The organism is Chitinophaga sp. G7 BAM 1005 (assembly GCF_057126945.1).
Map to the genome: position 1 here is coordinate 1,228,496 of NZ_CP181478.1, position 23,450 is coordinate 1,251,945.

A 23,450-nucleotide genomic window follows, 5' to 3' on the forward strand; every position below is an offset into this window, starting at 1 on the left:
GATAATACAATTGTGTCTGCCTCCTCCTTGTTGACTTCCTTACTTTTTTATTTCTATGCAAGGGAAGCCAGAAAAGATACTGGTCCGTATGTGATGATTGGAGCATTCGTTGGTTCTCTCATTGGCGAAGTAGCAATTGATACTTTTAAAACTAACCCTTAAATCATTTGGGATATGACTGTTCAAATTTTAAACTACGGTGCCTTTATCCGTATTTCAATTGATAGCAGTATACTTTTAGTTGCAAAATCACAGGTAAAGATTGTTGAGGTTATCCGGGATGATACCATTCGTATCAATATAGGAGAAGGACCACTAAAGGAAATTCTTATTAGATTATACGATGTTACTTTTCCTGCTGGATTAATTGATATTGCAGCTTTGCGCGATTATGTCAGTCATTTGTTAGATACTGGTAGCAAGTTTGAGGATGATGTTTTGATATACATGCAGAATCAGATAAATGAGCTGATTGCTATAAAACAACAGTTTAATGTTGTGAATGGGTCCATGCAGGTAGATTTAGGTTATCAACAAGCTCAATTAAACGCCCTGGTCGCAATTGATAGTATACTTACAAGGACTAAGGAGATGTATGAAAAATTTTTAGACAACCAGGAGAAACAGACGGAGGAGTTGAAAACCCACTCTACTTATTTGTTATCTATTAATAAGGACGTGACTTCAATAAAGGAAATATCAGCCCAATCCTTTATTAAGCAAGAGGAAATGACTGTAGAAATCAAACGGCAAACCCAAATGATGGTCGCATCAGGGAGTTTAAATACTGATATTAAATCAATATTGGAACATTCCATCATTAACCAGGACGTGCAAACAAGTGAGATTGTTGGCCAAACCCAAGCTCTATCTAATATTTTAAGTGTTGTTGGTAAGACAGAAGGTTACAATAAATCTATGCTCTCCAATCAAACAGCGCAGTCCGCAGATTTTCTGGCGATGAAGAACCTCCTGGTTGAAATCAGAGATGTACTAAAGAGTAAGCCATAATACAGTAATAAGACAGCGGTGTTTAACGCTGATATATGCCGATGATACTTTACGTTTTGTTATAAAGGTAGTATGATGGATAGTAAAAAAGCAGCATTTGTTCAGCAGGTAAAGGTAATTTTACTCGATGATGTGGCACGCTCACATAATAAATCCAGTATTGAAAAACTGGCTGGCAGCTTTGGCATTTCTGATAAGAATGAAACTAAGGAACTGACTGAACTAGCCATTGTGAGTGTCGCCCGCTATATGGCACATCAAGGAGGGTTGAGCATCTATGAACGCTACCAAAATATAGTCGGCTTATATAATAGGCAGGTGAATTTATCACACCGCACCTCCCAAAGTATTCTACTGCAACAATATTCCACCCCTGCCCCAATCGGCTATCTAATGGGTATTTTTTGTGGCTTAGATTCACTTATTCAAAATGGAGGGTATGCTTTTGAACCATCTGCCGGAAACGGCTTGTTAACGATTGCTGCTGCCGCACAAAGAGTGTATGTTAATGAAATTGACGATTTGCGGCGCAGTAACCTACAAACCCAGGGGTTTGCCAATGTATGGAACAGGGACGCAACCAAATCCTTCTATGATGTGGCTAACACCTTCAATGCAGTTCTTACCAATCCACCGTTTGGTATTTTGAAGGCTCCTGTATGGTTTGATAATTATAAGATCAATAGTTTGGAGCATCTTATGGCATTGCAGGCGCTGGAAACAATGATTCATAATGGCAAAGCTGCAATTATTATAGGTGGTCATACTTCATGGGACACAGAAGGACGCATTCAGGCAGGAAAGAATCGGATTTTTTTCAACTTTCTCTATAGCCGATACTACGTAAAAGATGTAATTAATATCAGCGGTAAAAGGTTGTATTCGCGCCAGGGAACTTCTTTTGATGTAAGATTAATATTAATATCCGGAAGAAAACCCCACCCGGAAGGCGCAGCTCCACTATATCATCCCATGCTGGATTTCACCGTAAATAGTTTTGACCAGTTATTTACCCGTGTTTCCGAAGCAATGGATAATCCTCTTATGCATGTCAACGGCTCTCTGAAAAATAATATAGCTATGAAAAGGCAATCGTTGGAACAAGAGGCTACGGACCTGCTTGCGTTGCTGGACGATGCAGCACTGGGCGCACCTTATATGCCAGCCTCGGAAGCGTGTGTTGTTTTGGATACTCAGGTTCCGGACAGTATGGCATTTGAAACCCAGTCGGCGGTTGACCGTATCCGTCAGGCGGTGGGAGGCGATATGGATAACTTTGTACGTCACCGCCTCGGCTACGGTACCAAAGTGGACTTATGCCGTGCTCTTGCTGCTGAACAGATAGATGCAGTGGGAATGGCAATTTATAATATTGAAGCCCGCAATCAAGGATTGATCATAGGTGATCAAACCGGTATTGGTAAAGGACGTGTTGCCGCAGCTATTATCCGGTATGGCGTGCAACAGGGTTTAAAGCCTGTATTTCTTACGGAGAAAGCCAACCTGTTTTCAGACATATATCGTGACCTGGTAGCTATTGGTAGCGGGCATTTACAACCGTTTATTGTTAATGCGCGGGAAAGTAAAACGGACATCAAGGATGTAGATGGAAATGTTGTTTACCAGGCATTACCTGCTCCCGCTCAGCGGCTTATTTTTGAATCACAGCTACTTCCACCCAACTGTCATTTTGTTGTGGCTACCTACAGTCAGTTTAATAGTGTTGACCGAAAGCCATTGAAACCCACATTTTTGCGGTCAATCGCCAATGATAATATTTTCATCCTGGATGAGGCTCATAACAGCAGCGGTAGCAGTAATACCGGAAACTTCCTGCAGGGCATTATCGCTGTAACCCGTGGGGTTGCTTTTCTCTCGGCAACCTTCGCCAAGCGGCCGGACAATATGCCAATCTATGCAATGAAAACCGCCATCAGCGATTGTACCATGAGCAGCGAGGAATTAGTAGATGCAATAACCCGCGGCGGAGTGGCATTACAGGAAGTCCTTTCAGCCCAATTGGTTGCAGAAGGGCAAATGCTCCGGAGGGAACGTAGCTTTGAAGGGGTTGAAGTAAACTATATCTCATTGGATGATAAGTCTGAAGAGCATCGGGCTATAGCCGACAATATTACTGGTATCCTGCGTGACATAATAGATTTTCAAAATACCTACGTAACTAAAGTAGTCAAAGTGCTAGATAAGATTGCGGCGGCAGAAGGCAAGGAAGTGGGGGTGAGGGAAGGTACAAGCCAAGCCGGTGTTGATAATCAGCCCTATTTCTCAAAGATCTTCCAAGTAATTAACCAAATGCTTTTCTCTCTAAAGGCTAAATCAGTTGCGGAACGCGCCATCATGCGCCTGCGGGAAGGTAAAAAGCCTGTTATTGCATTTGCGTCAACAATGGGATCATTTATCGAAACACTGGAAGATGGTAATGGGATGCCGGTGAGTGATGGCAGCGTTATTAATGCAGATTTTTCAGAAGTATTAAAGCGAGGGTTGGACGGTGTGTTACGGTATACGGAGAAAGATGTAGCTGGAAATTCTGTGCATAAACGATTTGATCTTTCTGAGTTGCCAGATGGGGCAAGCGGTTACTATGGTGATATTTACCAGCGTATCGAAGAGGTATCAACCGGTATCACCATCAGTCCAATTGATGTGATAATACAGACCCTTGAAAAGGCCGGTTATAGCGTGGCAGAGGTAACTGGGCGTAAATATCACCTGCAACTAAACATGGAAACAGGTATGGGATTGGTGTTATCCCGGCGGAAACTTAATACTAATGATGCGTTCCGCCGGTTTAACAATAACGAAGTGGATATATTGATGATAAACCAGTCCGGTAGTACCGGTGCATCTGCCCACGCCATAGCTACATCAAAGGTGGCAGCCAGTGAGGTCCGCCAACGAGTGATGATTGTTCTCCAGGCGGAACTGGATATTAGTACTGAAGTGCAGAAACGGGGGCGAATTAATCGCACCGGGCAAATACTCAAACCCATTTATGACTATGTTACCTCCGCAATACCAGCAGAAAAGCGGCTAATGATGATGCTCCAGAAGAAGCTGAAATCATTGGACGCGAATACTACCAGCAATCAGAAGCAGTCAACAAAAATATTGGATGTTCCTGATTTTCTAAATAAATACGGTGATAAAATAGTAGAAGAATACCTGCAGGAAAACCCTGATGTTAATGTGATGCTCGATGATCCACTGCATTTGCTCCGTGCCAGTGCGGATAGTGATGGCGATAGTAGTGGTGATGGTAGCATGGAAAATGCTGCACATAAGGTAAGTGGCCGCGTAGCGGTGTTATCTACTCAAATGCAGACTGATTTTTATAATGAGGTGGCCGAGCGATACAATGAATACATATCTTATCTTCAGCAGGTTGGCGACTATGACCTGGAAGTAGAAACAATGAACCTGGAGGCAGAAACAGTAAGCAGCCGCGTGGTGAAATCAGGGAACGGCAGCGCAAGTGCATTCGGCACTGATAGTGTATTGGAAGTAGTTAAGGCCAATGTATTAAGAAAACCATTCAATCGCGCAGAATTGGATAACCTGCTGACAGAAACATTGAAGGTTGGTGATCCTCAATCACAGACAAATGCGCTAATAGATAGTTTCTTAAAGGATTGGAAAGAACGGCTGGACGGCGAGCTGGCTGACAACGAATTACATTATCAGAGTTTGCTTGCTGCCGCAAAAGATACAAAGAAGAAAACGCAACTAGAACAGATTGCTGAAATAGAAGAAGCCAAAGTAGCCAGTATTAATCGCATTGAGGCAAAAGCAAACGGCAGAAAAAACGCGCTGCTTACTATTTTTAAATTCTTTTATCCTGGCCGTGCAGTTATTTATTCTATTGCTAGTTATGGCATGGGTACAGAATTAGTTCCGGCGGTTTTCTTAGGATATGGTATCGACCTGAAAAAGAAGAATCCCTTCGTTCCTTCGCAGGTAAAGCTACGCTTCGCTATTGCCAATAGCAGTAAATACCTTGTTATTCCGGCATCTTTTACGCAACAGATTCTTGCAATTCAAGGCGCCAGCGGTACACGTTCCCAACCTGAAAAAACAGTACTATTAGATGAATGGGAATCACAAACGAAAAATGCCAATGTGAATCGAAATATCAGGCATGTAATTACGGGTAACCTTTTGCAAGCCTTTAGTGACTTTAAAGGAAAGCTCGTTAGTTATACAACCGCCGATGGTCAAACAAAGAAGGGGATTTTAATGCCAGAGCATTGGGATGCTGGCAAGGAAGTGGCAGATCGAGTAACTGTTCCGATTATCAACGCGTTGCCTCTGATAAAGTCGATTGTTCATGGTGGGCATATGATTACCAATAATGGATTGTCCTTTTTTAAGCAAAATAGGCAATACAGGATTATCGTAGGTGGTAGCCATGCACGCGGTGGTGATATATATCTTGATAAAGATCTGCTTCCATTGGTAGCCGGAAACAATTTCCAGAAAACAGCTGATAAAATGGTTGCAATGGTTGATGAAGATAGAATTACAGACGTTGTACAGGTGCTTCAACGAAACCACAGTTTATCTATGACCATCAGCAATGTCCAATTTCAACACTTAGAGAAACAATCATCCGGCATCTACAGCTCCCGATCTATTATATTACCACCACCTGTAGATCGGGATGCTGAAATACAGGCAGCGAATAATCAAAGTACGGAAGTCCGCGATGATGGAAAAACGGGAACTACTATTATTTCCCTTCTTGAATTAGAAGCAGAAGCCCTGGAACTGGAATTACAATTACTGGCAGCCTAAATAAATATTATGTTTTCACCGAAGAATTATTATCAGAAAGTTAAGACGGTAGATTTCAGTCTGCTTCCTGAAGCTCTCAGGAAGGGCCACGAGTATGTAGGTAAAGCAACCGACGATGGACGAAACTGGGATAACTACCTTCAAAGTGCCAGCATCAAGAGGGTGATAGATGTGTATTTTGATAAACTCTCCTCTGTGCTCATGGCACAGGAAAAGAAGTCGTCTCCGAAGGCGCAACCGGCCAAAGCGAAAGCCAACAAAAAGAACGTTAGCCCGGAGGTAAATGTTACTATTTCAGATATGCACCTGGTATCAAGGACTTCTGAGGAACTACGGTTTATACGTCGTTTTGTTAACTTAAATGAAAAGATGCAAACCAAAGAGCAAATACTTAAATTTATTAATTCTCTTCAGAAGGCTATTATAGAAAAGCGTATCCGAAAAACCTCGCCCTGGGCTGAACAGATCCGTTATATACAGGATAGACTGGTAGATACGTATAATTCGATGAAAGCAAAAATCACCTTAGTGTTTAAACCGGAGACGGTAGAATTATTCAAACAATTTGTTTCCGGTGAAAAAGTACTTCCATCTGTATCGTTTATTAAGCGTTATATAGGAATGCACGAAAAGCCAGGCGTTAAGTTAAAGGCTACCGCCTTGCTTAAACAAATTGACATAGCCATAGATAGAGGCGTCATTGGTAGCGATGATCCATATCATCATGAATTAGCAGCTATTAGAAAACACTTATACGATTTCGTTTCGGCCAGCAGCATAAAGGCGCTGAGGATTGAGATGCAAACTTTAAAAGGTTTACAGGGAATACTGTCTGGTTGTAATTGCCCTCCATCCGTATTGAACGGGTTGGACCCTCTACCGCAGGTGATGAATAGTATGGACTTTGCAAATGTGAAGTTCTCCTCTATCGGCCTGCAGGGTAAGTGGAGGGATTTTATAGGTGATCCTTCACCAGGATTTACCGCGATGGTATCAGGCAAGCCCAAATATGGAAAATCGAGCTTATGCGTTGATTTTGCCGGGTATCTTGCACGCAATCATGGTCAAGTTTTATATGTTGCAAAGGAAGAAGGACTCAACCGCACCTTGCAGGATAAGCTGGAGCGGGTAAAACATCCCAATCTTACCATATCATCTACGCTACCGCCGGATTTGAGTCCTTTTGCCTACATCTTTTTAGATAGTGTAACCCGGTTGGGATTGACACCAGATGATCTTCGCAGGCTTAAAGCTGATAATCCCTTGAAAAGTTTTATTTATGTATTTCAGGTCACCAAAAGCGGCATGTTTCGTGGTGGTAATGACTTTCAGCATGATGTTGATATAGTGGTTGATGTACCCCAAATAGGAAAAGCCATACAATTCGGCAGATATAACCAGGGGGGCGAGATGGACATTTTTGAACGAGCGGCGTAGCTAAGAAAATTAGGCAATGTGGAAACATTGCCTTTTTGATCATCAATCGTTGTTTTAATCATCGATCGGTTCGTATGAAGAAATGGTTAATACTGTTTCGAGTAAATTGTGGATATTCCAGATCAGTAACCAGATCGCCCACGTTGTAGAACTAATTGAGTAGATCCAAGCCTATACCAGCCTATAACCAGATCGCCCATATTGTAACATTCCAATAAAAGAATTTTTCACAATTGCGTCCTTTATAAGCTATTAGACAACTGACTCTTGTTGTAAATACCAATTAATAATGAGAGATCAGTAGTACAAAAGGAATGATCCAGATTATTAGAGATTTAGTGAGTGCATTTAGCCTCACTCTACGGATGTACAAGCACCCTCAAATTAGATAATGAAATATAGAGGCTATTCAACCAAAATCTTTATACCAACCTTCTCTGATTTATACTTTATCTTTTCTTTCAGACCAAAATAACCCCAGTTTCTTAGAAGGAAATGATCTTCCTTAGCTTCCATCTCTTTCTCCGTTTGATTTACCAATATCAATGTTCCCACACCCAACTTTAAGCATAGCTTTATTAGCCTCCTACTATAAACGTGCATTTTCTGATCGATATACCGATGTTCCTTATCTGCAAATGATGTCAAATTTTGTTTCTTTCTGGATAACCCATTGCTTGATCTATTAAAGCTTACCGCTTTTTGTGCTCTTCTCCTGCTTTGCTGAATCGCTACTCTTCGATATAGATAATCTTCCTTATATCCAATCTCATATCTATTCTTTCCAATGGTTACAACGATTGGAACCTCTAAGCTTAGTTCGGCTTCTGCAATGATGGAGGACTTAACTTCATCTATAGTGTTTTCTATTTTGAAAACCGCATGAAGAAAAATCTTTCCCTTATCAAAAATAATTGAGCTTGTCCCAAGACTGTATTGCCCACGCATGAAACGCTCCCACATTATGGGTTTGTCGTCAACGTCTTTTCCAAAGTAGGTGTTGAAATGCAAACCAAAAATTGTAAAGGAATAAAAATTCCCTTTATCTGAATGTCTTATTCCTACTATATTTCGCGGAGGAATAGGGATGGGAATTGTTTTCTTATAATTCCTTAACGACCTGTCTCCATTCTGATATTGAACCCTTTCAAGATTATATTGAGTAACTAATAGGTTATTCAGTGCGGCAAGGATGTTCATTGGTAGCTCTCCCTTGAAATTCCTGCTTAATACCTGGTATGTAGTGTTTACCCGTGAAGTTGTAAAAATACCATCACTATCTCTGCTGATATCACAAAGCTTTACTTTCGTATTATCATTCAAATAAAATATCTCTTTTATATTATCCTGAATATACTGATGGGTGAAGATGTAATTCGCTGCCTTAAAGCAGATAAATCTCCATTTATATAACGCTGTCCAAACCCTTTCGCGCTCGGTTTTATCATCACTATCAATTAGCAATTGTATTTTTCTTGTAATGACTATGTCTTTTGGAGGCATGTTTTCTCATTTGATTTGACAGTTCATTTATTTCTGCATAAATCAGTATCACATCTTCTATGGGCATATTTAGCTCAGTACTAATCCTATCAAAGCCGAACCTATCCATTTTTCTCATGTGGTAAATCCTCATTTGAATAGCAGATAAATTGGGGATCGGATTGAAGGTATCATCAGGCTTTATTTTAGTTCGAAGGGGCTTTTTTAATAGAAATGACCTTAGCGTATCTGTATTTTTCCGAATTATGTTAGATACGCTCTGATGACTATTGTTGAACTTTCGAGCTATCTGTTTTTCAGACAAACCTTGATGATAGAAAAGGGTCATTACTTTACGGTCATAGTCTGGTAGATGTTTTATGGCGACATCAATTTGAACAGCTCTGTCAGATAGAATGGCCGATAGTTCCTTTTCACTCCGGTCATGCCAGGTGGAGTTTACAAAATTACTATATGCAATATCTTCATTGTACTCAACAAAATATATTCTGGAACGATGCTTTCCGGACCTTGATGCGTAGTAGCGGGCACGTTCCCATCTCATTACAAGCCTTAAAAAAAAGAACAGGTGGAATAGAGACGTTACTTTATCACGGAAATTCCATGCTCTTAGAAAGGCATCCTGAATAATTGATCCTATAAGAAAGGTATCGTTATCTAATTTCCTTCCATAGTAACGTAAAGGCTTATTCATGTTGTCATATAGGTATCTCAATCCACATTCATCTCCTGCTTTGAAGAGTTGAAAGTAGTAAGTATTAGTTTCGTTTGCGATTAGTATGTTATACCCCATATTTCAGAAAGATTGGGTTAAGTACAAGAGCTTTTGAAGAAATGATACCGAATGGTGGCTCTACTCTCCATCTTCTGTCGGTTCCAGTGTCACATATAACCCAATGATGAGCTTAGAAAGCAGCCGATGGAAGAGAAGGATATCGCTACGTTTTCTATAGTCGCAACCATCAAGCACCTCACACGATAGTGCATAATGCAAAATAGTCCACAGCATATCTTCAATATCTCCGATTTTATAGAAGTCAAAAAAGTAAAGTATATCGTCGTAACATTCAGATAAGGGAGGTTTGTTGAATAGCATAGCATTTGAATTATTTCCTCTTAATATTTTTCAGATGGATAGCCTGTCCAAAGTAGATTAATATAGCGTGTAGTTCTTCTCCGCTAAGCCTATTCACTATGGCAGCTTCTCTTAGTATAACCAGGCTGCCATTAGAGTAGTTGGTATAGAACTTTTTTAAAAAGGCTATCCTGTTGGCCTTGACGCCAACGCGTTTCGCTACATATTCAAAAGAAAGCTCATTATTGGGTACTGACTTCATTTTTAAGATTTAAGGTTGTCTTTTAAAATTCTCATATATACTATCACTGTAAAGGAGTACACTTCTCCGAGGTAAGTCATTTCTTCTCTCAAGAGGTTTGTTTTGAAGTTTGAAACAAGGGAATTGTCAACGTCATTGCAGGCAAATTGGAAAAGCTCAGTCACTTTTGCCAGCACTTTAAACAGATCTTCTATGCGCAGTTGTAATATCAACTGGCCTATTGGTGTATCCTTTACCTTGTTATATTTTTCTTCAATGGCTAATGCCAGTTTCATACTCATAAGCTAGGATTTATGTTATCTATTTGAATATGTTTATTCTTGTCTATAAGGTTTAATACATTACTTGATGTCAATGGATTTAGAAGGTAGTTTTTACAGCCAGAAATGAGTAAGGAATCAATGATTGCATGTGGCTGATCTTTCAGGGTGTCATCAAATACAAGACATATAGGCAAGGGTACGCCGCCTGCTTTTAGAACTGATCTCAAATTGTATGCATGTTTAAAGTGAACAAGGATGAGATCAAACCTATACTTTTTGTGGTAGTGAACTATGCTCTTGGTATTGCCAATTCGCCAGGTTATCAGGTGATTCGTAGTTAGTTCGTTGCTAATCTTTTCCATTGAATCTTTGGATGATTCAACCAATAAAATCTTACCTTTATTTGATGGCTTTTTATTTGTATTTCCAAATACCCATTGAAGAAGGGTGAAATTATTAAAGAGTAACTGTTTCATGGTAGAGGAACTTTATTTTGTACTGAATAAAGTATTGTGGACACTAGTTGTTAACTGAATAACTTTGTAATAATAGAGAAAGGTAGATGATAGGTCTATCAGCAAACCTGCTGGAGTTTCTATATACAGGAAAGTACAGCCATTAGGTAGTGATGTAATATTACATCGGGCTTCACCTAAAGTAGGAAATTCCAGCTGCGACAAATCGCTACTTTTTTGGCAATAGCTTAGCTTATACATAAATGGTGATTATGTGAGAATGAGGGTTTGAACAGGTGCTAGACTATGTATTTGGGAAACTAGGGGGGGATAATAAATAAGAGGTACATGCTGGAAAATTATTTGTTTAACAAAAACGCGTTTATAGCGTAGAACCATTCCGCCTCCAGCAAGGCCGTAGGAAAAGCCTATGGGACATGGCGAGAATGGCCCACGCTATAAACGCGCGAGCCGCCTCTCTTCGTTGTCCCATCATCTTTTGAATTTCCTACGTTCGCTGGATGGACAAATTGAAGCAGCATCAAACAAATAATTTCATTCGAGGTCTGCTAAATTATTATTATGATCCAAATATAACAAAATAAAATAAAAAACCTCTTAATTGAATGGTTTTATTTAAATGGATTTAATTAATGGTATTATTTTAACTGTTTTTATTTAAAGGTATCTATTTGAAGGGAATATTTTTGATACACCTTTATTAAATTACACCTGATTAATAGAAAAAGATGGCAAAAGAGAAGATTTCCTTTAATGAGCAACTAGGTAGAAGAATGATTGTACTACGTAAGCGTGCAGGTTATAGTAATGCCGAAAAGTTTGCATTTGCAAAAGATTTGGGAAGAAGTCAATACGGCAAGTATGAAGCAGGCAAAACCTCAATTACGTCTAATGTGCTTAAAAGAGTTATCGATGCTTTAGGCGTAACCGTATCCGAGTTCTTCTCAGAAGGATTTGACGATTAAATGAGCGTATTATCTTATTATATAGCCAGAAGGAAATTTTCCTTCTGGCTTTTTTATGGCCTTAAACAAATTGATTTTACCGATTTCAGCAACATCTTTCCGATTTCAATCAAATGTGCAACAGTGCTTTTCTCTGGTGTTTTAGTTTCGTTTCATATTACTACACATTAAATAGCTTGATATGATAAAACGAGAAGAATTAATCACCATGAAGGCTATCGCTATATGCTTTAAACCTTTCTTAAAAATAGAGGAAGCGTTAATATTTTGCAATTTAGGGCGTACACAATTTGCCAAAAGAAGTGAGGGCTTTGGAATCTATAAAAATAACAATGGCTACTTCAAAAGGGAGGATCTTGAGAAGATGATGGCAGGAGAAACGCCCCCGTTTGAAGATGTTATGAAAAAATTCAAGCGATAGCTTTATTAACTTTTTGATTAAAGGGCTGCTTTACTTAGTAAGGCAGCCCTTCTGCTTTTAATTTGATAAATTCAGGAAGAAAGGCATTAGCTCAGGACTGGGCAGATTATTAATAGTTACCGTTTGGTCTTTGGGTCTATGTCGTTTATAGGTTTTTCTAACTTGATCCGTGGTAGTATGTCCCATTAAGTAGGCTACAGTCGCATCGTCCACATTCTTATCCTGTAGCAAAATAGAGAAACTCAATCGAGCACATGACCAGGTAATATGCTTATCAATGCCAGCATCTGCCATCCAATTCTTTAATATTTTATTACACCCATTTGAGGATGGAAGCCTGAATACCCTATCTGTGGCTTTAAAATTTTGCAGCCTGTTTTTCCGTTTCTCCAAAATTGCCTTGGCTATTGGATGTAGCGTGAGCGTAACAGGGAATCCTGTTTTTGCTTGGATGATACGAGTGATTAATGTATCCCCCTTTATATTTGGCCAATCCAACAAATCAACATCAACGTGTCTAAGTCCTGAATAGCAGCTTAAAATAAATGCTTCTTGTACCTCTTCATTCGTACAGGGTGTTTGTAGAAGCTGGATATATTCCTCAACTTCCAGGTTTTCTTTTAATCTCTTGCTAGGATTAGATTTGGAGTTGACCTTATCCGTTGGATTCACTTTATAATATCCGTCATTTGTCGCTGCCTTTAAAACCCATTTAAATCTGGCATAATAGTTCAGTGGTGTTTCTCCTGTAAAATTGTCCAGAAGGTATTGCCGGAAGCGTTTACAGAAGTTTTCATTGATGTCAATGGGTGCAATAAAATCAACCTTGATGAAATTCTTAAATTGTTTAAGGCTGTTAGATAAATGTCTGTTCCCTTCTCGTGTGTTCACCTTTACGTATTCTTCATAGTATTCCAAAAAGTTTGCTTTAAACTTATGAGAGGGAATAAAAGCACTACCAATGGCTTGCTGCTCGATGGTTAGCTGGCTTTTTTTAACTTCTATTAGGGACAGTGCTTGTTTGTTGTGATTCTTTTCTATCTGGTCTTTAGGGTGTGTATAAATAAAGATCCCAGTTGTAGGGCGTTGACCAGGACCGCGTCCATAGTCGTAGTAGAATGTGATTTTATCTCCTTTCTTACTTAATCTTTGTAGCATGTTCATAGGTTCATGTTTTTAGGATTACAAAAACAATAGCACAATAAATGCGCCGTGGTAGCTAGTTTTGAGGCGTTTTTGCATGAACTTTTAGAACAGAGAATAAGTGTGAAAAAACGTGAGTAAAAAACTTTAATAATTTTTTCCGTGCATACTGTCAAGGATGACAAACTGGCTAATGCGCGTCTGACAAGGTTTAGAAAGAGTTTGTCACTCGTACTTTGACTGGAAGAATTATTAGATCGCTTTTTTCGTAAACACAAATACAGATTATTACCCTGTAGTAGGTGAATAAATTGGTGTGTCATTTGGTGTGTCAATTGTGTGTCAACAATAGTGGGAGAAAGCGTGAAAAAGCGCGAAAATTGACACTTGACAAAATTAAAAAAGGCTTGTAAGTCAATTACTTACAAGCCTTCTACGTGCCCAGAACTGGATTCGAACCAGCACACCCTTGCAGGCGCTGCGACCTGAACACAGTGCGTCTACCAATTTCGCCATCTGGGCAACTGATATTGTGTCAGGGGTTGCAAAGATAAGCAGCTAAAACATTTTACCAAATATTTCTGCAAAAAAATACTGAAATCTATTTGAAGCACCCGTATGCAACTTCCAAACGGGAAAGATCGCACTCCAGCGTTGCGCGGTCCCAATGGCCTGTGTTGGCCGCCGCTTCATAGGTGGATTGCATGAACGCCAGCAACGTTTCCTCCGGATTTTCGGCCTGTTGTACTAGTTCATAAGGCAGCATAAATTCCCCCATCTCCTGGCTGTAAAAGGCGCCGGCGGGTTGAACGGGTTGTTCGCTGAAGGCAGGGGGAACAGGGTAGCAGTAAGCATAAAAAACGGCATGTGGGTACTGTTCACTGCCAGGCCAGAATCCACAGGAACTCACCTCTTTGGAGTAAGCTTCCCGCATTACCGCCGCAGGCATATTAGGCGCTTCCCCCTGGTGAGGAGGCGCATCCCTTCCGGAGAACCGGGTTACTGCCAGGTCAAAGGCGCCCCAGAAGAAGTGGACCGGGCTGCATTTGCCGGTGAAGCGTGTTTTGAAACGGGTGAAGATATTGTGGATCTTCACCAGGGCCTGCCAGAAGTCCTCCATTTTCTGCCGGTCGTACGACTGATGAACTTCATCTTTCTCAAACGGAATGGCGTTGGCAATTTCGCTTGGCATTGTGTAAATGGTTACGTCAATATCCAGTGCCTTCAGCTTTTCAAATAATGCGTTATAAAAGTCAGCCACTGTTCTGGGGCGTAGTTCCAGCGTTTCTTTTTTACCGGTGCTGGTAATGATAATCAGCTGATGCTGCATGAAGTTAAAGTCGATCTGGAATATGCCACGCTGGTATGGCACGCTCCCGGTGCTGAGCCCATCCGGACTTACATACAGCGTTACATGCCACGAGTGATTTAACCACGGCATTTTCCGGAGACGGATCTTTCCCACTATCTGTGTCCACAGGTGCACGGTAGCTAACGTATCTTTCCAGTCGTTGTAGGTGAGCACAGGCCACTGATCCTGTTTGGGATTGGCATTTTGCATAACGAATGATTGAAGGGTAAGAAGTTCAGTGACTATTTAACAAAAAGGAAGCAGGGAATGTTCTGTCCGGAAAAGAGGGTGGGAGGATGATTCATTGATTTAAACCAGGAGCTGAAACGGTTACACATTACCACATCCGGATACCTTTATAAGTTGCCTGATATCCTTGATGCAGATTTTTTTGCTATGTGAGGTTAAAATGCCGGCCGACTTAAATTCTGTCAGAAACCTGACAATATTCTCTTTACCGGTACCAACCATGTTGGCAAGGTCACTACGGGAAATATTGATCATAATATCTTCGCCAGTGGCTGTTTCTTCCTTAAATCTTTCGCGCAATACAATTAATGTGATCGCCAGTCTTTCTTTAACAGAGCGCTGCGCAAATATAGAAATGCTGTTTGCCAGTACAGTGAATTCATGACTGAGGATTTTGAGCAATCTGCGTGGCAGTACGTTGGACCTCTCCATAATATCCATGAAATCTTCTTTGGGGATGAAGGCAATGATACTTTCCTCTATCGTAGCAGCGGAGTCTGGATAACGCTCATCCGCTAAAATAGCATGATATCCGATTAATTCGCCTGCATTGGCAACGTATATAATCTGTTCCCGGCCATGCTGGTCTACCTGGTACTTTTTAACTTTCCCTTTTTTTATAAAGAAAATACCGGAAGCAACAGCTCCCTGCCTGAATATTATTTCCCCTTTCCCATAACGCTGTTCCTGCATATGGGAATGAAGCGCTGCATATTCATCTTCAGGCAGATTACTCAGGATGGATTGAGATTTGAAATTCCATTTATAGATGGGAAACAGACCTTCTAAACTCATAGCAATGACCCACTGGGCGAAAAAGTGATTTTTTGCAGTTTTTTAATTGAAAAGTATCAATGAAACCGAATACCATCAAAGGTACCTTTGCAATATGAAAATATCAACTATTTCCCGTCCGAGGATTAATTTCACAGACAACCATGAGTGGATTGATTTAAATGGTAGTGTTGGTTTTGTAGGTGTATCTGCACATAGACTGAAAGAAATTAAGAATATAGTTAATATAATATGGCATAATCCCAAAGGCATTATTGAAAAAGGAACCATTATTGCTGAAATCCACACTGCAGATGAGATTATTCCTGTACATGCGCCGCTTAGCTGCAAATATCTTGGCAGGAATCAAAAACTTTCAGGAAATCTAAACCTTGTATTGGAAAGTCCACAAGACAACGGCTGGATTTTTTTCGTTACTCCGCTGAAATTCTACAACCAGGAATCACTTCTTTCTCCGGAAAACTATCAGAAATTAATACGCTCCAAAGTTGCTAATTAGTCATGGAAAACACGTTGATGAAACCAGCCTGGTATCTGACAGATGCATCCTTCGACTGGCTGTTTCCGGAAAGGATTCAACAAATGTCGAAACGGCATTGGACTCCCGTGGGAATCGCCAAAAGCGCCGCCGCCTTCCTGGCATCTGAAGGAGGTGGAAAGATTCTCGATATAGGAAGCGGTGTTGGAAAATTTGCACTCATCGGCGCTCATTACTATCCCGGATCAATTTTTTATGGCGTAGAACAAAGAAGTGAATTACATCATTACGCACTGGCAGCAAAAGAATACACGAAAACAGTTAATTCGGAATTTATAAATGGCAACTTCACACAGGTTAATCTGGCAGATTATGATCACTTCTATTTTTACAATGCCTTCTTTGAAAATTTAGACGCCAGGAACCGAATAGATCAGCAGATTGATTATTCCACCAGTCTCTATCAATACTATTCCCGCTATTTGTACAGGGAACTGGATAACAAACCTGCAGGAACCAGGCTGGTAACCTTTCACAGCCTGGAAGACGAAGTGCCTCCCGGGTATAAGCTGATGGATGCATCTAAAGATTTTTTATTGAAAATGTGGATGAAGAAATGATATAAAACATAATACACCGGAACATGACAATAGATAAATATGTAGCCACAATAATTGACCAAATCAGGGTGGCAAAAAATAACGCAGAAGTGGAAGATGTTATCCAGGTATCTATCACTAATATGAGGGAGAAGAAGAAGAATGGATTTATAGTACAACGATGCCTCAACAAACTGGAGGCAGCATTGGAAGAGATTCCACCGCTTGAATGTAGCAGCGAACAATGGAGCTGCTACCGTTTCGCACTTATTTGCATCAGAGATACATCCGTTAAGCAGGGAACTCCAGACCAGAAAATATTGTGATGAAGAAATCCAATTTTATTGCAGGCATTTTAAAGAATAAATGTCCCCGTTGCAGAAAAGGAAAATTGTTCAAAAATGATAATCCTTACGAACTAAAGAGAGTCCTGGATATGCACGACAACTGCCCCGTGTGTGGCCAGCGGACGGAACTGGAAATAGGATTCTGGTATGGAACGGGATATGTGAGCTATGTGCTGGCTGTGATGTTCTCCGTGTTTAACCTAATATGGTATTGGCTGATTTTTGGTATAACCTGGAGAGATAACAGCATCTTTAATTGGCTGATCGTTAACGGGATTATACTAATGCTTTCAATGCCTATATTAATGCGATTGTCCCGGACGCTATACCTCACCTTCTATGTGGGCCATGATCCTGAAGCTGAAATACGGAAGCGAAAGGAGGGAGTGCTGTAAGCGCCGGATGTTTTCGCCACGCCGCCGGAAGGTGCATGTTTTAAGTATTCTTTATGTTCATACCTAAACTACTCGAAACATTAAAAGGATATACCCGCGCACAATTTGTAAAGGATTTACTTGCAGGGTTAATTGTTGGTATCGTTGCATTGCCGCTCGCTATTGCATTTGCCATTGCTTCCGGAGTATCGCCGGAAAAGGGGCTTTATACTGCGGTTATTGCAGGCTTTATCATTTCAGCGGCAGGCGGTAGCAAAGTACAGATAGGCGGCCCTACCGGCGCTTTTATCGTAATAGTGTACGGCATCGTGCAACAATATGGAATTAATGGTCTTATTATAGCCACCTTTATGGCCGGCGTTATCCTCATTATGATGGGGGCCGCACGTTTAGGGTCTGTGATAAAATTCATCCCGTATCCGCTTATAGTAGGATTTACCAGTGGGATTGCACTGGTAATATTTTCCTCACAGGTAAAAGATTTCCTGGGGTTGAATATAACAACAGTGCCATCGGATTTTATAAAAAAGTGGATGGTATATGGTCAGCATATTTCGTCAGTTAATTATTATTCCCTGGCTGTTGCTGCCTTTACAACATTGGTTGTTTTTCTATGGCCTAAAGTTACACACAGGATTCCCGGCTCATTGATCGCCATTATTGTTTCAACCCTGGTAACCACATTATTGCATTTACCTATAGATACAATCGGCAGCAGGTATGGTGGGATCCCCGCTTCATTGCCTTCGCCATCATTACCCCGCCTGGATTTTGATACTATCAAACTGCTGATACAACCAGCCTTTACCATCGCGTTGCTGGGGGGGATTGAATCATTACTTTCAGCAGTTGTTGCTGACGGCATGATAGGAGGGAAACATAAAAGCAACATGGAACTGGTTGCCCAGGGAGTTGCCAATGTATTCTCTTCTGTATTTGGTGGAATCCCTGCTACCGGCGCAATTGCAAGAACTGCCACCAATATCAGGAACGGTGGCCGTACACCGGTTGCAGGGATTGTTCATGCGCTTACACTATTGGTGATTATGCTTTTTGTTGGCCGGTGGGCCGCCCTTATACCAATGGCAACCTTAGCCGGTATCCTCGTGGTTGTTACCTACAATATGAGCGAATGGGAGAATTTCATCGCTATAACCAAAGGCTCGAAAAGTGACGCAGCTGTATTGATCGTAACCTTTGTGCTCACGGTTATTATTGACCTTACTGTTGCCATAGAAATAGGAATGATATTGTCTGTATTCCTGTTTATGAGAAAAATGGCCCAATTCAGCAATGTGAGTATCATAACAAAACAGTTCAATGGCGATAAAACCAACGAAGACCCTTTATCTATATCAAATTTTACGCTGCCTCCGGGAGTGGAGGTATTTGAGATAACCGGCCCACTTTTCTTTGGCGCTGCATATAAATTTAAAGATGCCAGTAAAATCATTGAAACCATCCCACAGGTGTTGATCATCAGAATGAGACAGGTGCCCGTTATTGATGCTACCGGTATTCAAACCCTTAAAGACGTAAATAAAGATATGAGGCACCGTGGTACAAAACTTATATTATCGGAAGTACTGACTAAAGAAGTATATGAAGAACTGAGAAAAGCACGGTTGCTGTTCAATATCGGAAAGGCAAATGTAGTAGACTCCTTAGACAAAGCAATTCAAAGAAGTAAAGAAATAGTATCGGATAAACACGTAAAAGAAAGTAACTAAATTATCAATATCAGGAACCAACCGTTTATGATTTGATCATTAGAAAAAGAAGGGGTACATCTGCGCTCCTTAATTTTAATACACTTTTCAGCGTAATTTTTTAAATATCATTTAAATAATAAAAGTTGTCAAAATGGATATTTTTGAGAAGCTAGTTAAGAATCCCGGACCTATCGGAGAACATTCAGAACGTGCACATGGTTATTTTGCATTTCCGAAACTGGGTGGGGAAATCGGCGCACGGATGAATTTCCGTGGCAAAGAAAAGATCATCTGGAGCCTGAACAATTACCTGGGCCTGGCAAATCATCCCCGGGTCAGGGAAGTAGATGCCGCTGCGGCAAAAACGTACGGACTGGCCTCTCCAATGGGCGCGCGCATGATGAGCGGTAACACCGATTATCATGAACAGCTGGAAAGTGAACTGTCCTTATTTGTAAATAAAGAAGCCACCATCCTGTTAAATTATGGATACCAGGGTATATTAAGTGCGATCGATGCGCTTTGCAGCCGCCGCGATATTATCGTTTATGATGCAGAATGCCACGCCTGTATCATTGATGGATTAAGACTACACCCCGGATACCGGTACGTTTTTAAACACAATGACATCGCGGATTGTGAAAAACAACTTCGCCGCGCCAAAGAAATGTTGAAAACAACCGGTGGAGGAATACTGGTGATAACGGAAGGCGTTTTTGGAATGGCGGGCGATCAGGGCCGGTTGAAGGAAATTGCAGCACTGAAGCAACAGTACGAATTTCGTTTATTGGTTGATGATGCACATGGCTTTGGAACAATGGGTAAAACCGGCGCAGGAACCGGAGAAGAGCAGGGCGTACAGGATCAGATTGATCTCTACTTCTCTACCTTCGCAAAATCAATGGCCTCCATCGGCGCATTTATATCCGGGCCAAAAGCAATTGTCAATTTCTTAAGATATAACATGCGGTCGCAGATATTTGCCAAATCCCTTCCTCTCCCTATTGTAATCGGCAACATAACACGCCTGGAATTACTGCGAACCGAACCGGATTTAAGGGAAAAACTGTGGGAGAATGTTGAAAAACTCCAACAGGGACTCACGGAAAGAGGATTTAACATCGGCACTACAAATTCGCCGGTGACCCCTATTTATTTACAGGGAGATATTCCTGAAGCAACTGCTATGTGCCTCGATCTGAGAGAAAACTATCATATCTTTTGCTCCATAGTAGTATACCCGGTGATACCCCGCGGACAGATTATTTACAGGCTTATTCCTACCGCTGCGCATACAGACGAGGATATTAAACTGACTTTAGATGCCTTTAGTGAGGCAAAGCAAAAACTCGACGACCTTAAATATAATGTTGCTGAAATTCCGCTTGTTTAACTATGCTCTCCATAGCGGGCATGCCATTTAATCAACCACCATCTGAGCGTCGTGATAATGTATTTTATCACGGCGTTCAGATATTTATACTGGTGAAGTATACCTCCGGGTATTATCTTATCCCGGTTTTTATAAATGGAAGTCGGCTGATTTTTGCAGGACACATTTTGCTCCTTATCTCTATGAAAATAATGTTGTCTTCGAAGGCAAAATCACTGTCAACATAACCTAATCCAATAGCTTTCTTTAAGGAAGGCGACTGAGTGCCCGAAGTTACCCCTCCAATGGGAACGCCGTTTTTACTGTATATCTTATAACCATGCCTGGGAATACCTTTCTCTGTCATCTCAAATCCAACCAACTTCCGGGCAATTCCGCCAGCCTTTTGCTTTTGAAGCAGCCTGTGGGCTGTAAATGACTTGTCGAATTTAGTGATCCAGCCCAGCCCCGCTTCCAGCGGAGAGGTTGAATCATCAATGTCATTGCCATATAAACAATATCCCATCTCCAAACGTAAGGTATCCCTGGCGCCAAGACCAATGGGCTTTATACCAAATTGTTTCCCGGCATCAAAGATCTGGTGCCAGAGCGTTTCCGCATCTTCATTAGGAAAATACAATTCAAAACCACCGGCGCCTGTATAACCGGTATTAGAAATAATGACATTACCCACTCCTCCGAAGGTACCTATTCTAAAACCATAATAGGGTATCCCGGATAGATTAACTGTAGTGAGTTTTTGCAAACAGGGCAGTGCCATCGGTCCCTGTACCGCCAGTAAAGATATTTTTCCTGAGATATTATCTACCTCCGCATCGAAAGTATTTTTCAGCTTAACCCAACTGAGATCCTTTCCTGTATTTGATGCATTCACTACGAGCATATATGTAGTTGCATCCAATCTATACACAAGCAAATCATCCACTATTCCTCCCATATCATTGGTCAGGCAGGAATATTGTATTTTCCCGTCATCCAGCCTGGAGGCGTCATTAGTAGTTACCTGCTGTATTAAAGACAACGCTTCCGGCCCTTTGATAATAATCTCTCCCATATGGGAAACATCAAATACGCCAACACCTTTTCTCACAGTTTCATGTTCAATATTTATTCCTTCATATTGAATTGGCATGTTGTAACCGGCAAATGCCGCCACTTTAGCCCCCAATTGCTTATGAACATTTGTCAACGCTGTATCTTTCATTTGTTTTTCTATTGTACAAGATTTGTATACTGTCCGGCAGAAAGTAGGTGTATAGTATCTAAAGATAACTTTTATAACTTAACCCAGAATTTTAGCAAATGGTCTATATCCGTACCTACAATATGATATCCATGCGGGGCCTCTGTTTCGGCGCAGTGGTAGGTGGCAAGCCTTGTACCCGCCGGCATTTTTTCGAGCTGGTTATACAGATACCTGTTATATTGATTATACAAAGACCTTGAATAAGTTAGTTTATCATCTATTTTGTAAGTGCCGGGAAGATTTTCATAAAAGGAATTGAAAAAGTAAAAATGATCATACTGGCTGAAGTCCAGCTCCGTTAAATTGCCATACATGCAGGTAACATTGTTAAGCCCCACCATTTCTTTTGCAATGAAAGCATAACGTACCAGGTCACTTCGCTGCTCAATGCCGTAAAAGAAAGCTTCCGGGTTGTAGTAGGCTCCTGCCAGGCAAAATTTACCCGGCCCGCTGCCAATGTCCAATATCTTCACACCCGGTGCGGCAGCCAGGAATTTAGATGCTCTCTGAACTACCTTTAAGGGAGTCCAGTGCCTTTGTGCCAGTGCCTGTATGTAAAGGGGATAAAGATGATGAAAGTTAGCATCTGATTCAAACCACTTATCTGAATGTCCACGTAATGAAGTTGATGATGTTAATGACATGTATGATGCGACGGTTTACAGTTGAAATATTGACTTGCAGATAACTTTATCTCCCTGCTTCAGTCATAGCCCCAAAGGTATCTATCATTCAATATCGCTGCGGTAAAATTTATCACCCTAAAAAGTGAGTTTTATCAATTTTAAAAATGTTAATTTCGTGTGCTATGAGTATCAAGGGTATATTTCCAATAGATAAATGGGATTTCAAGAGTGAATCCATCCTTGCCGACCTGCCGCCAGATGTTTATGAGGTGCTGGTAGCTCATAAAAGTGAGCAGATATATAAAAAAAACGAAGTGCTTTTCAGGGAAGGATCATATCCATCCGGCATATTTTATATAACCAAAGGAAAGGTCAAGAAGTATAAAGTTGATAACGACGGTAAAGAGCAGATCATTTACTTAGCCAATACAGGGCAGCTGATCGGGTACCACGCCATTTTATCGGAAGACCGGTATCCGGACTCTGCAGCCGTAATAGAAGAGAGCACTATAGCATTCATTCCCAAAGAGGATTTCCTCAATGCGCTCGACTATTCCCCTTTACTGAACAACAGGCTGCTCAAAACTTTAAGCCATGAATTTGCGGTATTGGCAAACAGCCTGACCATGTTCGCCCAGAAGACCGTAAGAGAAAGACTGGCACTGCAATTAATCGTTATCCGGGAAAAATATAAGGAGAATTATGTAGAAGGGGCGCCGATAGAAATAAACATAAGCCGTGAAGACCTGGCCAGTCTTGTAGGCACCGCCAGGGAAAATATCGTAAGAGTATTAACTGAATTCAAGGAAGATAATATACTGGAAACAAAAGGAAGAAAAATTATGATAAAAGATGTTGGTAAATTGATTAAGATAGCCAATTATAAATAGA

22 protein-coding genes and 1 tRNA gene are annotated in these 23,450 nt (G+C 40.9%); 12 read left to right on the forward strand and 11 right to left on the reverse strand.

The window, feature by feature from the left end; translation table 11 throughout:
- Window positions 1-174 precede the first annotated feature (174 nt).
- The 3 genes from ACMXI2_RS04920 (at window position 175) to ACMXI2_RS04930 (ending at window position 7,260) form a co-directional block, all read left to right on the forward strand.
- On the forward strand, window positions 175-1,011 hold the full coding sequence (locus ACMXI2_RS04920; RefSeq protein WP_483780587.1) for a hypothetical protein: 837 nt from the start codon (window positions 175-177) through the stop codon (window positions 1,009-1,011).
- A 72-nt stretch (window positions 1,012-1,083) separates the two neighbouring features.
- Complete coding sequence (locus ACMXI2_RS04925; RefSeq protein WP_483780588.1) at window positions 1,084-5,823, forward strand: strawberry notch C-terminal domain-containing protein; 4,740 nt, start codon at window positions 1,084-1,086, stop codon at window positions 5,821-5,823.
- A 9-nt stretch (window positions 5,824-5,832) separates the two neighbouring features.
- A complete protein-coding gene (locus ACMXI2_RS04930) occupies window positions 5,833-7,260 on the forward strand; it encodes a hypothetical protein (RefSeq protein WP_483780589.1) in 1,428 nt (475 codons plus the stop codon).
- A 405-nt stretch (window positions 7,261-7,665) separates the two neighbouring features.
- Here the strand turns inward: ACMXI2_RS04930 and ACMXI2_RS04935 are convergent, their stop codons facing one another.
- The 5 genes from ACMXI2_RS04935 to ACMXI2_RS04955 form a co-directional block, all read right to left on the reverse strand.
- Window positions 7,666-8,763, reverse strand: a complete 1,098-nt coding sequence (locus tag ACMXI2_RS04935; RefSeq protein WP_483780590.1) for a nuclease/transposase family protein — start codon at window positions 8,761-8,763, stop codon at window positions 7,666-7,668.
- On the reverse strand, window positions 8,714-9,556 hold the full coding sequence (locus ACMXI2_RS04940) for an RNA polymerase sigma factor (RefSeq protein ID WP_483780591.1): 843 nt from the start codon (window positions 9,554-9,556) through the stop codon (window positions 8,714-8,716). The genes ACMXI2_RS04935 and ACMXI2_RS04940 overlap by 50 nt, the downstream gene beginning before the upstream one ends.
- A gap of 313 nt (window positions 9,557-9,869) precedes the next feature.
- Window positions 9,870-10,100: a hypothetical protein gene (locus ACMXI2_RS04945; protein ID WP_483780592.1), complete on the reverse strand. Its 231-nt coding sequence runs from the start codon at window positions 10,098-10,100 to the stop codon at window positions 9,870-9,872.
- A gap of 2 nt (window positions 10,101-10,102) precedes the next feature.
- A complete protein-coding gene (locus tag ACMXI2_RS04950; RefSeq protein WP_483780593.1) occupies window positions 10,103-10,381 on the reverse strand; it encodes a hypothetical protein in 279 nt (92 codons plus the stop codon).
- On the reverse strand, window positions 10,378-10,839 hold the full coding sequence (locus ACMXI2_RS04955) for a hypothetical protein (protein WP_483780594.1): 462 nt from the start codon (window positions 10,837-10,839) through the stop codon (window positions 10,378-10,380). The genes ACMXI2_RS04950 and ACMXI2_RS04955 overlap by 4 nt, the downstream gene beginning before the upstream one ends.
- 728 nt (window positions 10,840-11,567) lie before the next feature.
- Here ACMXI2_RS04955 and ACMXI2_RS04960 point away from each other — a divergent pair.
- Both ACMXI2_RS04960 and ACMXI2_RS04965 read left to right on the forward strand, forming a co-directional pair.
- Window positions 11,568-11,804, forward strand: coding sequence for a helix-turn-helix domain-containing protein (locus tag ACMXI2_RS04960; RefSeq protein ID WP_133812409.1), 237 nt, complete (start codon window positions 11,568-11,570; stop codon window positions 11,802-11,804).
- A gap of 181 nt (window positions 11,805-11,985) precedes the next feature.
- Window positions 11,986-12,225 (forward strand): hypothetical protein, encoded by a 240-nt coding sequence (locus ACMXI2_RS04965; RefSeq protein ID WP_483780595.1) that lies wholly within the window; start codon window positions 11,986-11,988, stop codon window positions 12,223-12,225.
- A 57-nt stretch (window positions 12,226-12,282) separates the two neighbouring features.
- Here ACMXI2_RS04965 and ACMXI2_RS04970 read toward each other — a convergent pair whose 3' ends face one another.
- From ACMXI2_RS04970 to ACMXI2_RS04985, 4 genes are all read right to left on the reverse strand, one after another.
- Window positions 12,283-13,389: a site-specific integrase gene (locus tag ACMXI2_RS04970; RefSeq protein ID WP_483780596.1), complete on the reverse strand. Its 1,107-nt coding sequence runs from the start codon at window positions 13,387-13,389 to the stop codon at window positions 12,283-12,285.
- Window positions 13,390-13,806: 417 nt separating this feature from the next.
- Window positions 13,807-13,890: transfer RNA gene (locus tag ACMXI2_RS04975), tRNA-Leu, on the reverse strand.
- 79 nt (window positions 13,891-13,969) lie between these two features.
- Window positions 13,970-14,929, reverse strand: a complete 960-nt coding sequence (locus ACMXI2_RS04980) for a DUF5996 family protein (protein ID WP_483780598.1) — start codon at window positions 14,927-14,929, stop codon at window positions 13,970-13,972.
- 120 nt (window positions 14,930-15,049) lie between these two features.
- On the reverse strand, window positions 15,050-15,763 hold the full coding sequence (locus ACMXI2_RS04985) for a Crp/Fnr family transcriptional regulator (RefSeq protein ID WP_483780600.1): 714 nt from the start codon (window positions 15,761-15,763) through the stop codon (window positions 15,050-15,052).
- Window positions 15,764-15,857: 94 nt separating this feature from the next.
- Between ACMXI2_RS04985 and ACMXI2_RS04990 the strand changes: the two genes are divergently transcribed.
- The 6 genes from ACMXI2_RS04990 to ACMXI2_RS05015 all read left to right on the forward strand — a co-directional run bounded on the left by ACMXI2_RS04990 (window position 15,858) and on the right by ACMXI2_RS05015 (window position 20,687).
- Window positions 15,858-16,262 carry a glycine cleavage system H family protein gene (locus ACMXI2_RS04990; RefSeq protein ID WP_483780601.1) on the forward strand — a complete coding sequence of 135 codons (405 nt, stop codon included), beginning with the start codon at window positions 15,858-15,860 and terminating at the stop codon, window positions 16,260-16,262.
- Between the two features lie 2 nt (window positions 16,263-16,264).
- On the forward strand, window positions 16,265-16,861 hold the full coding sequence (locus ACMXI2_RS04995; protein ID WP_483780602.1) for a methyltransferase: 597 nt from the start codon (window positions 16,265-16,267) through the stop codon (window positions 16,859-16,861).
- Between the two features lie 23 nt (window positions 16,862-16,884).
- Window positions 16,885-17,166 carry a hypothetical protein gene (locus ACMXI2_RS05000; protein WP_483780603.1) on the forward strand — a complete coding sequence of 94 codons (282 nt, stop codon included), beginning with the start codon at window positions 16,885-16,887 and terminating at the stop codon, window positions 17,164-17,166.
- Window positions 17,166-17,582, forward strand: a complete 417-nt coding sequence (locus ACMXI2_RS05005) for a DUF983 domain-containing protein (RefSeq protein WP_483780604.1) — start codon at window positions 17,166-17,168, stop codon at window positions 17,580-17,582. Before ACMXI2_RS05000 ends, ACMXI2_RS05005 begins: the two co-directional genes overlap by 1 nt.
- Before the next feature lie 53 nt (window positions 17,583-17,635).
- The gene (locus ACMXI2_RS05010; RefSeq protein WP_483780605.1) at window positions 17,636-19,312 is read left to right on the forward strand and encodes a SulP family inorganic anion transporter; all 1,677 of its coding nucleotides are present in this window, start codon (window positions 17,636-17,638) and stop codon (window positions 19,310-19,312) included.
- 133 nt (window positions 19,313-19,445) lie between these two features.
- Window positions 19,446-20,687 (forward strand): aminotransferase class I/II-fold pyridoxal phosphate-dependent enzyme, encoded by a 1,242-nt coding sequence (locus tag ACMXI2_RS05015; protein ID WP_483780606.1) that lies wholly within the window; start codon window positions 19,446-19,448, stop codon window positions 20,685-20,687.
- A 112-nt stretch (window positions 20,688-20,799) separates the two neighbouring features.
- Here the strand turns inward: ACMXI2_RS05015 and gcvT are convergent, their stop codons facing one another.
- Window positions 20,800-21,891 carry a glycine cleavage system aminomethyltransferase GcvT gene (gene gcvT, locus ACMXI2_RS05020; protein ID WP_483780607.1) on the reverse strand — a complete coding sequence of 364 codons (1,092 nt, stop codon included), beginning with the start codon at window positions 21,889-21,891 and terminating at the stop codon, window positions 20,800-20,802.
- Window positions 21,892-21,962: 71 nt separating this feature from the next.
- On the reverse strand, window positions 21,963-22,577 hold the full coding sequence (locus ACMXI2_RS05025) for a methyltransferase domain-containing protein (RefSeq protein WP_483780608.1): 615 nt from the start codon (window positions 22,575-22,577) through the stop codon (window positions 21,963-21,965).
- Window positions 22,578-22,741: 164 nt separating this feature from the next.
- Here ACMXI2_RS05025 and ACMXI2_RS05030 point away from each other — a divergent pair, with 164 nt between their 5' ends.
- Window positions 22,742-23,449 carry a Crp/Fnr family transcriptional regulator gene (locus tag ACMXI2_RS05030; RefSeq protein WP_483780609.1) on the forward strand — a complete coding sequence of 236 codons (708 nt, stop codon included), beginning with the start codon at window positions 22,742-22,744 and terminating at the stop codon, window positions 23,447-23,449.
- Window position 23,450 lies beyond the last annotated feature (1 nt).

What these genes read in the sequence shown, in the direction of transcription:
- ACMXI2_RS04920 (WP_483780587.1), top strand. Translation starts at nt 175, where the DNA reads ATGACTGTTCAAATTTTAAACTACGGTGCCTTTATCCGTATTTCAATT.
- ACMXI2_RS04925 (WP_483780588.1), top strand. Translation starts at nt 1,084, where the DNA reads ATGATGGATAGTAAAAAAGCAGCATTTGTTCAGCAGGTAAAGGTAATT.
- ACMXI2_RS04930 (WP_483780589.1), top strand. Translation starts at nt 5,833, where the DNA reads ATGTTTTCACCGAAGAATTATTATCAGAAAGTTAAGACGGTAGATTTC.
- ACMXI2_RS04935 (WP_483780590.1), bottom strand. Translation starts at nt 8,763, where the DNA reads ATGCCTCCAAAAGACATAGTCATTACAAGAAAAATACAATTGCTAATT.
- ACMXI2_RS04940 (WP_483780591.1), bottom strand. Translation starts at nt 9,556, where the DNA reads ATGGGGTATAACATACTAATCGCAAACGAAACTAATACTTACTACTTT.
- ACMXI2_RS04945 (WP_483780592.1), bottom strand. Translation starts at nt 10,100, where the DNA reads ATGAAGTCAGTACCCAATAATGAGCTTTCTTTTGAATATGTAGCGAAA.
- ACMXI2_RS04950 (WP_483780593.1), bottom strand. Translation starts at nt 10,381, where the DNA reads ATGAGTATGAAACTGGCATTAGCCATTGAAGAAAAATATAACAAGGTA.
- ACMXI2_RS04955 (WP_483780594.1), bottom strand. Translation starts at nt 10,839, where the DNA reads ATGAAACAGTTACTCTTTAATAATTTCACCCTTCTTCAATGGGTATTT.
- ACMXI2_RS04960 (WP_133812409.1), top strand. Translation starts at nt 11,568, where the DNA reads ATGGCAAAAGAGAAGATTTCCTTTAATGAGCAACTAGGTAGAAGAATG.
- ACMXI2_RS04965 (WP_483780595.1), top strand. Translation starts at nt 11,986, where the DNA reads ATGATAAAACGAGAAGAATTAATCACCATGAAGGCTATCGCTATATGC.
- ACMXI2_RS04970 (WP_483780596.1), bottom strand. Translation starts at nt 13,389, where the DNA reads ATGAACATGCTACAAAGATTAAGTAAGAAAGGAGATAAAATCACATTC.
- ACMXI2_RS04980 (WP_483780598.1), bottom strand. Translation starts at nt 14,929, where the DNA reads ATGCAAAATGCCAATCCCAAACAGGATCAGTGGCCTGTGCTCACCTAC.
- ACMXI2_RS04985 (WP_483780600.1), bottom strand. Translation starts at nt 15,763, where the DNA reads ATGAGTTTAGAAGGTCTGTTTCCCATCTATAAATGGAATTTCAAATCT.
- ACMXI2_RS04990 (WP_483780601.1), top strand. Translation starts at nt 15,858, where the DNA reads ATGAAAATATCAACTATTTCCCGTCCGAGGATTAATTTCACAGACAAC.
- ACMXI2_RS04995 (WP_483780602.1), top strand. Translation starts at nt 16,265, where the DNA reads ATGGAAAACACGTTGATGAAACCAGCCTGGTATCTGACAGATGCATCC.
- ACMXI2_RS05000 (WP_483780603.1), top strand. Translation starts at nt 16,885, where the DNA reads ATGACAATAGATAAATATGTAGCCACAATAATTGACCAAATCAGGGTG.
- ACMXI2_RS05005 (WP_483780604.1), top strand. Translation starts at nt 17,166, where the DNA reads ATGAAGAAATCCAATTTTATTGCAGGCATTTTAAAGAATAAATGTCCC.
- ACMXI2_RS05010 (WP_483780605.1), top strand. Translation starts at nt 17,636, where the DNA reads ATGTTCATACCTAAACTACTCGAAACATTAAAAGGATATACCCGCGCA.
- ACMXI2_RS05015 (WP_483780606.1), top strand. Translation starts at nt 19,446, where the DNA reads ATGGATATTTTTGAGAAGCTAGTTAAGAATCCCGGACCTATCGGAGAA.
- gcvT (WP_483780607.1), bottom strand. Translation starts at nt 21,891, where the DNA reads ATGAAAGATACAGCGTTGACAAATGTTCATAAGCAATTGGGGGCTAAA.
- ACMXI2_RS05025 (WP_483780608.1), bottom strand. Translation starts at nt 22,577, where the DNA reads ATGTCATTAACATCATCAACTTCATTACGTGGACATTCAGATAAGTGG.
- ACMXI2_RS05030 (WP_483780609.1), top strand. Translation starts at nt 22,742, where the DNA reads ATGAGTATCAAGGGTATATTTCCAATAGATAAATGGGATTTCAAGAGT.